Raw genomic sequence first — 14,033 nt, 5'->3', positions numbered from 1 at the left:
ACCAACCCGCGCACCAAGGTTGATGTCGCCTTAGGCCGCAGCCGAGCGAGCCTCCGGTCGTCTTCCTGTCAGCGGCGAAGCCGATGAGCAGTGACCACCAGAGCAAAACGACCCGCCGCGGGTTCTCAGCTGTCTTCTCGCGAGGACAGCTTTTTCCCTCGTGGCGGAGCCACTCGGGAAAAAGATCCCGCAGCGAGAAGACGGCTGAGGTTCCGCCACCCGACCACCAATGCAGGACGGCCCGACCCCAGAACGCAGAACGGGCGCCTTCCCCGGAGGGAAGACGCCCGTTGTGCGTGCGTGGATCAGGCCTGCTGGGCCACCTCGCGGGAGGACACCAGCGCCGCCAGCCGATCGCCGACGGCGAAGGTCGCGCCCGGCGCCGAGTGGTCACGAGTCGCCAGGTCGAAGGCCACCGATGCCTCCACCCGCCGTGCCGCCTCGGTCTGCCCGACGTGGTCGAGCAGCAGCGCCACCGACAGCACCGCGGCCGTCGGGTCCGCCGAACCGTGCCCGGCGATGTCCGGCGCGCTGCCGTGCACCGGCTCGAACATGCTCGGGTTCCGGCGCGTGGCGTCGATGTTGCCGCTCGCCGCCAGCCCGATGCCGCCGGTGACCGCGCCCGCCAGGTCGGTGAGGATGTCGCCGAACAGGTTGTCGGTGACGATCACGTCGAACCGGCTCGGGTCGGTCACCAAGTGGATCGTGGTGGCGTCCACGTGCTGGTAGGCCACCGTCACGTCGGGGTGCTGCAGCGAGACCTCTTCGACCACGCGGGACCACAAGGAACCGGCGTGCGTGAGCACGTTGGTCTTGTGCACCAGCGTGAGGTGCTTGCGCGGACGGGATGCGGCACGGGCGAACGCGTCCCGCACGACCCGCTCCACGCCGAACGCCGTGTTGAGGCTGACCTCGGTGGCGATCTCGTGCGTGGTGTCCTTGCGCAGCAGCCCGCCGTTGCCCGCGTACGGGCCTTCGGTGCCTTCGCGCACCACCACCATGTCGATCTCACCCGGGTCGTTGACCGGGCTCTTCACGCCCGGGTACAGCCGGGCTGGGCGGAGATTGACGTGGTGGTCGAGCTCGAAGCGCAGCCGCAGCAGCAGCCCCCGCTCGAGGATCCCGCTGGGCACCGAGGGGTCGCCGACCGCACCGAGCAGGATCGCATCGTGCTGGCGCAATTCGGTGAGCACCGATTCCGGTAGCAGCTCACCGGTCGCGTGCCAGCGCGCGGCTCCCAGGTCGTATCGAGTGATCTCGGTATCGGGAACGACCTCACCGAGCACCTTGAGCGCCTCGGCCACTACTTCCGGCCCGATCCCGTCACCGGGGATCACAGCGAGCCGCATGTACACACCTCCCGACTACCACCCCGAACCGCGGGGCTAGAACTGTTGCGCCGAAGGCTACCGGCAAGGCCACGCACGCAGGCACGCCGGACCCACCAAGTGGTCGAGGCTTCCCGATTGGCGGGACACTCGAACGGGTGATGCAGGTGAGCCGGGTCGCGAAAAGGGCCGCCCACACGGGTGTGGCGGCCCTTTTTCGCGCCGGCGCCGGGAACCTTCAACGGCCCTCAGCGCCCGATCAACGGATCATTCGAAGTCGACGGTCCGCACCGTGCGGGCGCCGACGGCGGCACCGATCGGCTCCAGCACGCCTGCCTCGACGGGACGGTCCACCCGCAGCAGCATGATCGCGTCGGAACGCTCGGTGGTCTGGCTGACGGTGGCCGCCTCGATGTTCACGCCCACCTCGCCGAGCAGGGTGCCGACCTTGCCCATCACGCCGGGACGGTCCGGGTACTCCAGCAGCAGCACGCTGCCCTCGGCCCGCAGGTCGAAGTGGCGGCCGTTGACCTCGATGAGCTTCTCCACCAGGTCCGCGCCGGACAGCGCGCCCGACACGACCGCCGAACGCCCGTCGGCGAGACCTGCGCGCACCGTGACGACGCTGCGGTGGTGCGGGCTCTCCGAGGTGGTCTTCACCTCGACCTCGACGCCGAGGTCCTCGGCGAGCTGCGGCGCATTGACGAAGGTGACCTGGCTGTCCACGGCCCCGGAGAACACGCCGCGCAGCGCCGCGAGCTGCAGCACCGACACGTCCTCGTCGGCGAGCTCGCCGCGCGCCTCCACGGTCACCGAGGTCGGCGTGCTGCCCAGCACGGCCGACAGCAACTGCCCCAGCTTCTGGGTCAGCGGCAGGTACGGGCGCACCTCTTCGCCGACGGCGCCGCCCTGCACGTTCACCGCGTCCGGGACGAAGTCGCCGCGCAGCGCCAGCAGCACCGAGCGGGCCACGTCGGTTCCCGCGCGGTCCTGCGCCTCGGCGGTGGAGGCGCCCAGGTGCGGCGTGGCGACGACGTTGTCCAGCTCGAACAGCGGGCTGGAGGTCGTGGGCTCGGTCTTGTAGACGTCGATGCCCGCGCCGCCGAGGTGGCCGCTGCGGATCGACTCGGCCAGCGCCTCCTCGTCGATGAGACCGCCGCGAGCGGCGTTGACGACGATCAGGCCCTTCTTGGCCTTCTTCAGCTCCTCCGCACCGATCAGGCCCAGCGTCTCGGCCGTCTTCGGCAGGTGGATGGAGAGCGCGTCGGCCCGCGCCAGCAGGTCCTCCAGGCTCACCAGTTCAATGCCCAGCTGCGCGGCGCGCGAGGCGGACACGTAGGGGTCGTAGGCGATGAGCTTGGTGCCGAAGGCGGCGATGCGCTGCGCGAACAGCTGCCCGATCTTGCCGAGGCCGACGACGCCGACGGTCTTGCCGTTGAGCTCGACGCCGCTGTAGGAGCTGCGCTTCCACTCCCCCGCCTTCAGGCTCGCGTCCGCGGCGGACACATTGCGGGCCACCGACAGCAGCAGCGCCAGCGCGTGCTCGGCGGCGGAGACGATGTTGGAGGTGGGGGCGTTGACCACCATCACGCCGCGCTCGGTGGCGGCGGGCACCTCGACGTTGTCCAGGCCCACGCCGGCGCGGGCGACGACCTTGAGCTTGCTCGTGGCGGACAGGACCTCGGCGTCGACCTTGGTCGCGGAGCGGACCAGCAGTGCGTCGGCGTCGGCGACGGCAGCGAGCAGGGCCGGCCGGTCCGTGCCGTCGACGTGGCGGATCTCGACCTCATCTCCGAGCGCTTCGAGCACGGAGGGGGCCAGCTTCTCGGCGATCAGGACGACAGGACGATTGGTCACGGGCGCGCTCCATTGAGAGGGATCACGGTCGTAGCTGGGCACGGCGTTGTACCCGGACGGTCAGGCAGTTTAACGGGAGATTGAGAACTCGTTCACAAGGGTGTGACGCATCCCAATCTCATTCCATGCCGTCCGGGGGCGTGTGCGGCGGCGTTCGGCCGGATCAAAAGAAGAAGGTGTTCTAGCAGCTCAGCCGCTTGATTGCGCGGAGAATGATCACGGCTCGTCGAACTCGCCGTCCTTGGCTCCGGCGACGAAAGCGTCCCATTCCTCGGGAGTGAAAACGAGGACCGGGCCTTCGGGTTCGGCACCGTTGCGCATGCCGATGTAACCGTCGACGAAGGCGATCTCCACGCCCGGTTCGTCGTCGTCCTCGGTGCTGGTGATCCATTCCGCGTCGGTGAAGTCCAGCTTGTGCCGGATGTGCGCCTTGTCGTCCACCGGTTCGTCCACTGTCGTACTGGTCTCTTCGCTCACGCCGCGCACCCTACCGCCGTCGGCGCGATCTCTTCGATCACGTGATCGGGTGGCCGGGGCCGATGCGCGTTCACCCCTCGCTGCTCAGCGGCCGGGAACCCGCCTCCGCGCAGGAAGTGCGTCGCGGCGATGCCAGCGTCGCGGTGGCGTTCGCGGCGACGATGACCACGATCGCGGCCCACTCCGGCCAGCCCGGCCGCTGCCCCAGCACCACGGCTCCGACCAGGGCGGCCAGCACCGGGTTGACGCTCATGAACACCCCGAAGAACTGCGCGGGGACGCGGCGCAGCGCGAGCAGATCGGCCAGGAACGGCACGACCGACGACAGCACTCCCGCGATGACGGCGAAGCAGAGCGCGGCCGCGGTCGGCGGATGCTGCGCGAGCACCAGGACGCCGATCGGCAGGTACGCCACCGCGCTCACCGCGGCCGCGGCGGCCGAGCCCTGCAGACCGGGCACCCGCCGCCCCACGGTGCGGTTGAGCAGGATGTAGCAGCCCCAGCACACCGCGGCCAGCAGCGCCAGCGCGATGCCCGGGTAGTCGGTGCTCGGCTGCGGCCGGACGAGCACCACGACGGCCGCCGCCGCGGCGAGCGCGCAGCCGAGGTCGAGCATCCGCCGGGAGGCGATCAGCGCCACCGCCAGCGGGCCGAGGAACTCCAGCGTGACCGCGAGCCCCAAGCCGATGTGGTCGATCGCGGTGTAGAGCGACAGGTTCATCGTGGCGAACACCCCGGCCAGGCCCAGCACGGGCCACCACTGGCGGGCGGTGAACGAGCGGAACCGGGGACGTCCGGCCAGCAGCAGCACGACGCCCGCGACCCACTGCCGCACCGCCACGACGCCCGCCGGGCCGATCACGGGGAACGCGAGCGCACCGGTCGCGGCGCCGAGCTGGTTGGACAATCCGTCGCCCAACATCAGCGCCATCCCCGCGGCCCGGCCGGTACCGGCATCGGTCCCGGATCCAGCGGGTCCTGTTCCCGAAGATCCCTGTTCGGAAGTGGCTTGCTCGCCGCTGCCCGATCCGTGGAATTCCGGCTCGGCAGCTCCCCGTCCAGCGCTTCCCCGTTCGGCGCCGGGAATTCCCGGATGCCGCACTCGCGTCGTCATGGTCTCGAGAATCGGCGGCATCGTCCGCCGTGCAAAATGCGTCGACGGCTCCACCCATACGCTGGAGTCGGGGATGTGGAGCTGCGGTATCTGCGCTGCCTGGTCGCGATCGTGGACACCGGCACGTTCACCGACGCCGCAATCGAGCTCGGCGTCTCGCAGGCGGCGATCTCGCGCACGCTGCTGTCGCTGGAGCGGGCGCTCGGCGTGCGATTGCTGCACCGCACGAGCCGCACCTGCACTCCGACCACGGCGGGCGTGCAGGTCCTCGCCCGCGCCCGGCACCTGCTCGCGGAGGTCGACGATCTGGTCCGCGAGGCCACCACCGGCCACACTCGGCTGCGCATCGGCCACGCCTGGTCGGCGATGGGCACGCACACCAGTGAGTTCCAGCGCCGCTGGGCGCAACGCCATCCCGAGGTCGAGCTCCTGCTGGTCCGCACCAACACGCAGACCGGTGGTCTCGCCGAGGGCGCGTGCGATCTGGCCGTGGTGCGCGTCGGCATCGACGCCGACCGCTACGCCCACGCGACCGTCGGGCACGAGCGCCGCTACTGCGCGCTGGCCGCCGATGATCCGTGGGCGCGGCGCCGTTCCCTGACGCTGGACGAGATCCGGCGGCGCGTGCTCATCGTCGATCGCCGCACCGGCACCACCACCGCGGACCTGTGGCCGCCCGACGATCGCCCGGAGCTGGAGTACACCCACGAGATCGACGACTGGCTGGCCGCGATCTCCACCGGCCGCTGCGTCGGCATCACGCCGCAGAGCACCATCACCCAGTACCGCCGCGACGGCATCGTCTACCGCCCGGTCCGCGACGCCGCCCCGGTGCCCGTCCGCCTCATCTGGCGCCGCCACGACCCCCACCCCGCCACCTCAGCCGCAGTAGCCCTCCTCACCGAGCTCTACGGCGAAGGCCGCCCTCCCCGCCGATCACCTCAGAGGTGAGATGCCTCCGTCGCCTGCTCCTCTTGGTCAAAGGCGATATTGACTCCACCGGGGGTGAACGGCCCCGTCGACCGGTGTGGCCGAGCATTCACCTGGTGCGCACGACAAAGGCCCGGGGATCCCTTGTGGGGATCGCCGGGCCTTGATCACCGCGGCGTCACCGGTCAGGCGGCGCCGGGGAGTCATCAGTCGTGGATGATCACTTGCCGGTCCAGGACATCAGCGCGCGCAGCTTCTTGCCGACCTCTTCGATCTGGTGGTCGTTGCCCGCCTGCTGGAGCTTGTTGAAGTTCGGGCGGCCCGCCTCGTCCTCGGCGACCCATTCCTTCGCGAAGGTGCCGTCCTGGATCTCGCCCAGGATCTTCTGCATGGACTCCTTGACGTGCGCGTCGACGACGCGCGGGCCACGGGTGAGGTCGCCGTACTCGGCGGTGTCGGAGCAGGAGTAGCGCTGCCCGGCGATGCCGCCCTCCCACATCAGGTCCACGATCAGCTTCAGCTCGTGCAGCACCTCGAAGTAGGCGATCTCGGGCTGGTAGCCGGCCTCGACGAGGACCTCGAACCCGGTCTGCACCAGCGCGCTGGCGCCACCGCAGAGCACGGCCTGCTCGCCGAACAGGTCGGTCTCGGTCTCTTCCTTGAAGGTCGTCTTGATGACGCCGGCCCGCGCGCCGCCGATGCCCGCGGCGTAGGACAGCGCCAGCGCCTGCGCGCTGCCGGAGGAGTCCTGCTCGATGGCGATCAGACACGGCACGCCCTTGCCGTCGACGAACTGACGACGCACCAGGTGGCCGGGCCCCTTGGGGGCGACCATCGCCACGTCGACGTCCGACGGCGGCTGGATCAGGCCGTAGCGGATGTTGAAGCCGTGCCCGAAGAAGATCGCGTCGCCGCCCTTGAGGTTCGGGGCGACGTCGTTGGCGTAGATCTCGCGCTGCTTGGTGTCCGGCGCCAGGATCATGATCAGGTCGGCTTCGGCGGAGGCCTCGGCCGGGGTGAGCACCCGCAGGCCCTCTTCTTCGGCCTTGGCGCGGGACTTCGACGACTCCGGCAGGCCGATGCGCACGTCCACACCGGAGTCGCGCAGGCTCAGCGCGTGCGCGTGGCCCTGGCTGCCGTAGCCGATGATCGCGACCTTGCGGCCCTGGACGATGCTCAGGTCGGCGTCGGCGTCGTAGAAGATCTCAGTTGCCATGATGGTTTCCGTGTTCCTTTCGGGACTTGTTCGATTGTCTTCCCGGCAGTGCCCGCCCGGTACTTCCCGCCGACGGCAGATCGCGCGCGTCCGGCCGCGGCTCTGATCGGTTCTCCCGGCGGCGCTGCCAGGCTTCGGATCAGCGGACCGCGGTGGCGGTGATGGAGCGGGGGCCGCGGCCGATGGCGATCGACCCCGACTGCACCATCTCCCGGATACCGTAGGGCTCCAGCATGCGCAGCAGCGCGTTGAGCTTTTCGCCGTCGCCGGTGGCCTCGACGGTCAGCGCCTCCGGGGAGACGTCGACGACCTTGGCCCGGAACAGCTGCACGGTCTCCAGGACCTGGCTGCGCACCGAAGCGTCCGCGCGGACCTTCACCAGCAGCAGTTCGCGCTGCACCGCGACCTCCGGCTCCAGCTCCACGATCTTGATCACGTTGACCAATTTGTTGAGCTGCTTGGTGACCTGTTCGAGGGGCTGATCGCTGACCGCGACCACGATCGTCATCCGGGAGATCTCCGGGTGCTCGGTCGGCCCGACGGCCAGTGACTCGATGTTGAAGCTGCGGCGCGAGAACAGTCCCGAGACGCGGGCGAGCGCACCCGGCACGTTCTCCACCAGCACGCTCAGCGTGTGTCGGCTCATAGGAGCGGTCACCCCTCGTCCTCGTCGAACAGCGGGCGGATTCCGCGCGCCGCCATGATCTCGTCGTTGCCGGTGCCCGCGGCCACCATCGGCCACACCTGGGAGTCCTTGCCCACCACGAAGTCGATCACGACGGGTCGGTCGTTGATCTCCATCGCCCGCTGGATGACGCTGTCGACGTCCTCGCGGGACTCGCACCGCAGGCCCGCGCAGCCGAGCGCCTCGGCGAGCAGTTTGAAGTCGGGGATGCGGTGCTTGTGGGTACCGAGGTCACTGTGTGAGTAGCGCTCGGCGTAGAACAGGCTCTGCCACTGCCGGACCATACCGAGGTTGCCGTTGTTGATGACGGCGACCTTGATCGGCAGTTCCTCGATGGCGCAGGTGGCGAGTTCCTGATTGGTCATCTGGAAGCAACCGTCGCCGTCGATGGCCCAGACCTGCGCGTCCGGCACCCCGGCCTTGGCGCCCATCGCGGCCGGAACCGCATAGCCCATGGTCCCGAGACCGCCGGAGTTGAGCCAGGTCCGCGGCTTCTCGTAGCTGACGAACTGGGCCGCCCACATCTGGTGCTGGCCGACGCCCGCCGCGTACACGGCTTCCGGACCGGCGAGCGCGCCGAGCCGTTCGATGACGTACTCCGGAGCGAGGCTGCCGTCCGCGGGCCACTCGTAGCCCAGCGGGAACGTGTCGCGCCAGGTGCTCAGCTGCGTCCACCACGGCCCCAGGTCGGCGGTGCCGCTCTCGCCGGTGGCGGTGGCGACGGCGTCGATGAGCTCGGTGATGACCTCTTTGCAGTCACCGACGATCGGCACGTCCGCGTTGCGGTTCTTGGAGATCTCCGCCGGGTCGATGTCGGCGTGCACGACCTTCGCGTCCGGTGCGAACGAGGACAGCTGGCCGGTGACCCGGTCGTCGAACCGGGCGCCGAGCGTGATCAGCAGGTCGGAACGCTGCATCGCGGCGACGGCGGCGACCTTGCCGTGCATGCCGGGCATGCCCAGGTTCAGCGGGTGCGAGTCGGGGAACGCGCCGCGCGCCATCAGGGTCGTGACGACGGGGATGTTCGTGGCCTCGGCGAGCTTGCGCAGCTGCTCGGTCGCTTCGGCCTTGAGCACGCCACCACCGACGTAGAGCACCGGCCGCTGCGCCGCGGTGATCAGCTTCGCGGCTTCGCGCACCTGCTTGCCGTGCGGCTTGCTGGTGGGGCGGTAGCCGGGCAGCTTCATCTCCGGCGGCCAGGAGAACGAGGTCGCGGTCTGCTGGACGTCCTTCGGGATGTCCACCAGCACCGGGCCGGGACGTCCGGAGGCGGCGATGTAGAACGCCTCGGCGATGGTGCGCGGGATGTCCTCGGCCTTGGTGACCAGGAAGTTGTGCTTGGTGATCGGCAGCGTGATGCCGCAGATGTCGGCTTCCTGGAAGGCGTCGGTGCCGATCAGGTTGGTGGCCTGCTGACCGGTGATCGCGACGATCGGCACCGAGTCCATCTGCGCGTCGGCCAACGCCGTGACCAGGTTCGTCGCGCCGGGACCGGAGGTCGCCATGCACACACCGACCTTCCCGGTGGCCTGGGCGTATCCGGTGGCCGCGTGCCCGGCGCCCTGTTCGTGGCGAACGAGGACGTGCCGGACGTTCGTGGAGTCCAGCAGCGGGTCGTAGGCAGGCAGGATGGTGCCGCCGGGAATACCGAAGACGATCTCGGCGCCGACGGACTCCAACGACCGGACGAGCGACTGCGCGCCCGTGACCTGCACTGGGGCGTCGCTGGGCGGTGCTGGCTTGGAACGGTGTCCCGGCGGCGGTGCCGGGACCGGGCTCTGCCTGGTGTGGGCGCTGGTCATCGAGTTCGCCTCTGTCCGAACGGTGGTGGTCGGTGAGTTGGGCACGAAAAAACCCCCGTCGGACCAATAGGGACCGTACGAGGGTTGGCGCGTCGACGCTGCGGAGCTTCCTCAGGCGTAGACGCGCCGGGGAAGTACGAGAATGTCGTGCAGTCGCAGCATGGCGAGGACGTTAACGGCAGTGACACCACGAGGTCAAACCATGCGGGACGCGGTTCCCGCATGGTGGACGCGAAGGTGGCTCGACACGTCGAATCCAGAGCTCGTTTTCGCTGCTCACAGGTATCGAGTTCGCATTCGGCCGAGTCCGATGTGGCGTACGTCGCTTCGATCCACGACGAGTGGCCACCGGCGACCCCGGAACCGCCGAGACCAGGAGGCCACCGGGCGGAAATGCCCGCGCGCAGCAGCGGCGCGACCGACCGTCACGGTGGAAACCGGCCGCGGGGCGGTGAGCGTCCGGGACTCTGCGGGCGGTGTGCGCACGGGTGAGAGCATCGAGGGGTGAGCGAGTCCCCAGCGGCATCGGAACGGCCCGGCGAGAACGACGCCGAGCAGGAGACCGGCCGCTCCGGCACCGACTCCGCCCCGGCGGAACCCGGCGCCCCGGATGCGGCGGACTCGGAACGCGCAGAGGCAGAGGGGACCCGCGAAGTGAGCAAGTCCGAGGAGCACGGCACGACCGGCACGGCGACCCGAGACGCCTCGGACCTGCCCGAAGAAACCCGGGCCGACGCGGCGGAAACGGCCGAGGCGACGGCTTCCGCGCCGAACACCGCCGAGACTCCCGCCGCCCCGGCCGCGGACAAGTCCAGCGCCGGGCGCGCGAAGTCCCTGCCGAACTCGTTGACGTTCCAGCTCACCCGAACCTCGCTGCTGGCGGTCATGACGGTGGCGATCTGCGTGACGCCGATCGCGTTCGCGCAGCCGTTCCCGCTGCTGCTGCCCTCGTACCTGATTCCGCTGGCGCTGGCGTACGTGATCACGCGTCCGCGGACCGTGGTGACGGCCGAGCACGTCACCACCCGCGGCCTGATCGGCACCACCCGGTTCGGCTGGGACGAGCTCTCCTCGGTGCGGTTGAACGAGAACCGCTGGGTGCGGGCGGTGCTCACTTCCGGCAAGGAGGTCGTGCTCCCCGCGATCCGGGTGCGCGACCTGGCCCGGCTCGCCGAGCTCAGCGGCGGCCGACTCCCGGACCCGAGCGCCGAACCGCCGCAGGAAGACGCAGCGGCGACCACCCCGCAACAGCCGACCGACGCGGAAGAACCGGACCGGCCCGAGAACGACCGGACAACGTCCGAGACGCCCGAGACCGGCACGAATCCCGCCTAGCTCCCGACCGCGAAAGATCGACGGCACCTGACGTTCGGACAGCCCGGTGGGCAACCGTTCTGGCTGATCAGTCCGGTTCAGGTGGGACTGAGGCGCGGAGATCACCCTGTTCGGGTGGCTCGTTTTCTCGCGAAATCACGGAAATCATCCGCATCGTGACCGTGCGGGAACGGGCTCGCGGGCCGGTGTGCGCCGTCGGCGCGGCGCCGTGCGAGGCGTGCGTCACGAACGCCCGGTGAGCCAGAACCGGTCGGACCGGACGTCGCAGTGCAGGAGTAGCGTCGTGGTCACCGCTGTTCGCCCCCACCCACAAGGTGGGCGTCTTTCGCCGCTATGACGCGAACTCTGTGAGAAACCGAGAAGGACCATGCCCCAGTTGCGCTCCCGCACCACCACGCACGGACGGAACGCCGCAGGCGCCCGGTCGTTGTGGCGTGCCACCGGCATGACCGACGACGACTTCGGCAAGCCGATCGTGGCCATCGCCAACTCCTACACCCAGTTCGTGCCCGGTCACGTGCACCTCCGCGACCTCGGGGACGTGGTGGCCGAGAAGATCCGCGAAGAAGGCGGCGTGCCGCGGGAGTTCCACACGATCGCGGTGGACGACGGCATCGCCATGGGCCACAGCGGAATGCTCTACTCGCTGCCCTCGCGCGAACTGATCGCCGACTCGGTGGAGTACATGGTCAACGCCCACCAGGCGGACGCGCTGGTGTGCATCTCGAACTGCGACAAGATCACTCCGGGCATGCTCAACGCCGCGATGCGGCTCAACGTGCCGACGGTGTTCGTCTCCGGCGGGCCGATGGAGGCAGGAAAGGCCGTGGTCGTGGAGGGCGTCGCGCAGGCGCCGACCGACCTGATCACCACGATCTCCGCTTCGGCGAACGCCGCCGTGGACGAGGACGGGCTCAGCGAGGTCGAACGCTCCGCCTGCCCGACCTGCGGTTCGTGTTCGGGCATGTTCACCGCGAACTCGATGAACTGCCTCACCGAGGCGCTGGGCCTCGCGCTGCCTGGCAACGGTTCGACGCTGGCCACCCACGCCCTGCGCCGCGAGCTGTTCGAGGACGCCGGACGCACCGTCGTGCGCATCTCCAAGCGCTGGTACCAGGAGGACGACGACTCGGTCCTGCCGCGTTCGGTGGCGAACAAGAAGGCCTTCGAGAACGCGATGGCGCTGGACATGGCGATGGGCGGCTCGACGAACACCGTGCTGCACACGCTGGCCGCCGCGCGCGAAGGCGAGATCGACTTCGAGCTGGAGGACATCGAGCGGATCAGCCGCCAGGTGCCGTGCCTGTCGAAGGTCGCGCCGAACTCCGATTACCACATGGAGGACGTGCACCGGGCGGGCGGCATCTCAGCGATCATGGGTGAGCTGGATCGCGCCGGACTGCTGCACCGCGACGTGTCCTCGGTGCACAGCGGGAGCCTCACGGAGTGGCTGTCGAGCTGGGACGTGCGCGGCGAGTCGCCCTCGCAGCAGGCGCTCGACCTGTTCCACGCCGCCCCCGGCGGAGTGCGCACCACGCAGGCGTTCTCCACCGAGAACGTCTGGTCCTCGCTGGACACCGATGCGGCGGACGGCTGCATCCGCGACTTCGAGCACGCCTACACCGCCGACGGCGGGCTGGCGGTGCTGCGCGGCAACCTCGCCGAGGACGGCGCGGTCGTGAAGACCGCAGGTGTCGAGGAGGAGCTCTGGCACTTCCAGGGTCCCGCGCGGGTGCTGGAGAGCCAGGAACAGGCCGTGGCCGCGATCCTGCAGAAGCAGATCGAGCCCGGCGACGTGCTGGTGATCCGCTACGAAGGTCCCGCGGGCGGCCCCGGAATGCAGGAGATGCTGCACCCGACGGCGTTCCTGAAGGGCTCCGGGCTGGGCAAGAAGTGCGCGCTGATCACCGACGGCCGGTTCTCCGGCGGTTCCTCCGGGCTGTCCATCGGGCACATCTCGCCGGAGGCGGCGAACGGCGGCGTGATCGGCCTGGTGCAGGACGGCGACCAGATCCTCATCGACGTCCGCGAACGCGCCCTGCAGCTGCTCGTCGACGACGACGTGCTGGCGGAGCGGCGCGCGAAGATGGACGCCGCCGAGCACCCGTGGCAGCCGGTGTCCCGGCGGCGCCCGGTGACCGGCGCGCTGCGGGCCTACGCGCGGCTGGCCACGTCGGCTTCGCACGGCGCGGTCCGCGACGTGTCGAAATGACCGGATGACGAGAAAACCGGCCGGGTTCCACGTGGAACCCGGCCGGTTTCATATCGGGGATCGTGCGGCGCCGCCCGCCGGAACGAACCGTCGGAGCAGGCCGCCGGATATCAGGAACGCAGCAGGATCAGCACCGCGGCCGAGGAACCCGCCGCGATCACCAGGCTGATGAATCCGCTGACCAGCGGGTGCCGGAACCAGGAACGGCCGTTGTCCAACGCGACCCGTCCGGGACCCGCGAACATCAGGCACAGCGCGGCGGCGATCAGCACCACGAGGTACTCGTAGCCGCCTTCCTGGTCGAAGAACGGGCCGGGCAGCTTCATCGACACGATGGCGCTGGCCATCACACCGACGATGCCTGCGGCCGCCAGCGGGGTGAACAGGCCGAGCACCAGCAGCGCGCCCGCGCCGAGCTCGGTTCCGCCGGTGACCAACGACAGCACCGCGCTCTGCTCGAACCCGGACTTCGCCAGGGATTGCGCGAAGGCCTCCGGGCCGGTGCCGCCGAGCACGCCGAACAGTTTCTGCGCACCGTGGGCGGCGAAGATCCCGCCGATCACCAGACGCAACGCCAAGAGCCCGAGGTCGGCTCCGGCGTTCCAGCCGAATGGTTTCCGCGTGTCCGATTCTTCGTAGAAGTCGTCCCGGCGATCGACCACCGAGGTCGCCTCGTCATCGCCGTAGGCGGCATCGTCGTAGTAGTCGTAGTCCCGAACGCCGAGGCCCTGAGTTCCCGTAGGCCCGTCGGCGGACATTTTTCCGCCACGTTGCGCGCGGTCGCCGTTTCCGCCCGCGCCGCTCGGGCGATCGTCGTGAATGCTCACGGCGCTGAAGGTTAAGGCATCACGTACGGCTGAAGCGACCCTTTCGGGTGAAGCTTTTCCAGACGTAATTGCCTGAGATCCCAGTGTTCCGGCATCCGGCAGAATGGTCCGGCGGGTTCGCTAACGTTCCTTGAATTCCTGGTTTCCGCAGGCGACGACAGTAAGATCGTCGACTGAGAACACGCGGAATCACCGAGCCGACACCGTGCGTCGCCACATCTCGCTCTCAGCGCACCTCCGAGGGGTCATC

The 14,033-nt window shown here is 69.6% G+C and carries 11 protein-coding genes; 3 read left to right on the top strand and 8 right to left on the bottom strand.

The features are described from left to right. Nucleotides 1-305: 305 nt before the first annotated feature. From H2Q94_RS05245 to H2Q94_RS05230, 4 genes are all read right to left on the bottom strand, one after another. Entirely contained in the window at nt 306-1,349 is a 1,044-nt protein-coding gene (locus H2Q94_RS05245; protein WP_243792601.1) for a 3-isopropylmalate dehydrogenase, read from the bottom strand. A 246-nt stretch (nt 1,350-1,595) separates the two neighbouring features. Next, nucleotides 1,596-3,185, bottom strand: a complete 1,590-nt coding sequence (gene serA / locus H2Q94_RS05240; protein ID WP_243792599.1) for a phosphoglycerate dehydrogenase — start codon at nt 3,183-3,185, stop codon at nt 1,596-1,598. A 216-nt stretch (nt 3,186-3,401) separates the two neighbouring features. Further along, nucleotides 3,402-3,662 carry a DUF397 domain-containing protein gene (locus H2Q94_RS05235; protein ID WP_397545425.1) on the bottom strand — a complete coding sequence of 87 codons (261 nt, stop codon included), beginning with the start codon at nt 3,660-3,662 and terminating at the stop codon, nt 3,402-3,404. 70 nt (nt 3,663-3,732) lie between these two features. Continuing rightward, on the bottom strand, nt 3,733-4,776 hold the full coding sequence (locus H2Q94_RS05230; protein WP_243792597.1) for an EamA family transporter: 1,044 nt from the start codon (nt 4,774-4,776) through the stop codon (nt 3,733-3,735). A 75-nt stretch (nt 4,777-4,851) separates the two neighbouring features. Here H2Q94_RS05230 and H2Q94_RS05225 point away from each other — a divergent pair, with 75 nt between their 5' ends. Beyond that, nucleotides 4,852-5,727 (top strand): LysR family transcriptional regulator, encoded by an 876-nt coding sequence (locus tag H2Q94_RS05225; protein WP_243792595.1) that lies wholly within the window; start codon nt 4,852-4,854, stop codon nt 5,725-5,727. 199 nt (nt 5,728-5,926) lie between these two features. Here H2Q94_RS05225 and ilvC read toward each other — a convergent pair whose 3' ends face one another. The 3 genes from ilvC to H2Q94_RS05210 all read right to left on the bottom strand — a co-directional run bounded on the left by ilvC (nt 5,927) and on the right by H2Q94_RS05210 (nt 9,409). Then, entirely contained in the window at nt 5,927-6,922 is a 996-nt protein-coding gene (gene ilvC, locus H2Q94_RS05220) for a ketol-acid reductoisomerase (RefSeq protein WP_243792593.1), read from the bottom strand. Between the two features lie 139 nt (nt 6,923-7,061). Next, on the bottom strand, nt 7,062-7,568 hold the full coding sequence (gene ilvN / locus H2Q94_RS05215; protein WP_243792590.1) for an acetolactate synthase small subunit: 507 nt from the start codon (nt 7,566-7,568) through the stop codon (nt 7,062-7,064). Between the two features lie 8 nt (nt 7,569-7,576). Beyond that, on the bottom strand, nt 7,577-9,409 hold the full coding sequence (locus H2Q94_RS05210) for an acetolactate synthase large subunit (RefSeq protein ID WP_258718662.1): 1,833 nt from the start codon (nt 9,407-9,409) through the stop codon (nt 7,577-7,579). A 504-nt stretch (nt 9,410-9,913) separates the two neighbouring features. On the opposite strand from H2Q94_RS05210, the gene H2Q94_RS05205 reads away from it, so the two are divergent. Together H2Q94_RS05205 and ilvD are read left to right on the top strand one after the other, a co-directional pair. Beyond that, complete coding sequence (locus H2Q94_RS05205) at nt 9,914-10,744, top strand: PH domain-containing protein (RefSeq protein WP_243792588.1); 831 nt, start codon at nt 9,914-9,916, stop codon at nt 10,742-10,744. A gap of 367 nt (nt 10,745-11,111) precedes the next feature. Continuing rightward, nucleotides 11,112-12,956 (top strand): dihydroxy-acid dehydratase, encoded by a 1,845-nt coding sequence (gene ilvD, locus H2Q94_RS05200; RefSeq protein WP_243792586.1) that lies wholly within the window; start codon nt 11,112-11,114, stop codon nt 12,954-12,956. A 110-nt stretch (nt 12,957-13,066) separates the two neighbouring features. Here the strand turns inward: ilvD and H2Q94_RS05195 are convergent, their stop codons facing one another. Next, a complete protein-coding gene (locus H2Q94_RS05195) occupies nt 13,067-13,783 on the bottom strand; it encodes a DoxX family protein (RefSeq protein ID WP_243792584.1) in 717 nt (238 codons plus the stop codon). Nucleotides 13,784-14,033: the final 250 nt, after the last annotated feature.

Origin of the sequence: Saccharopolyspora gloriosae (genome assembly GCF_022828475.1) — a bacterium.
GTDB classification, from domain to species: domain Bacteria; phylum Actinomycetota; class Actinomycetes; order Mycobacteriales; family Pseudonocardiaceae; genus Saccharopolyspora_C; species Saccharopolyspora_C gloriosae_A.
Note: the sequence above shows the minus strand (reverse complement) of the source record. Positions and strands in the feature narration are given on the sequence as shown.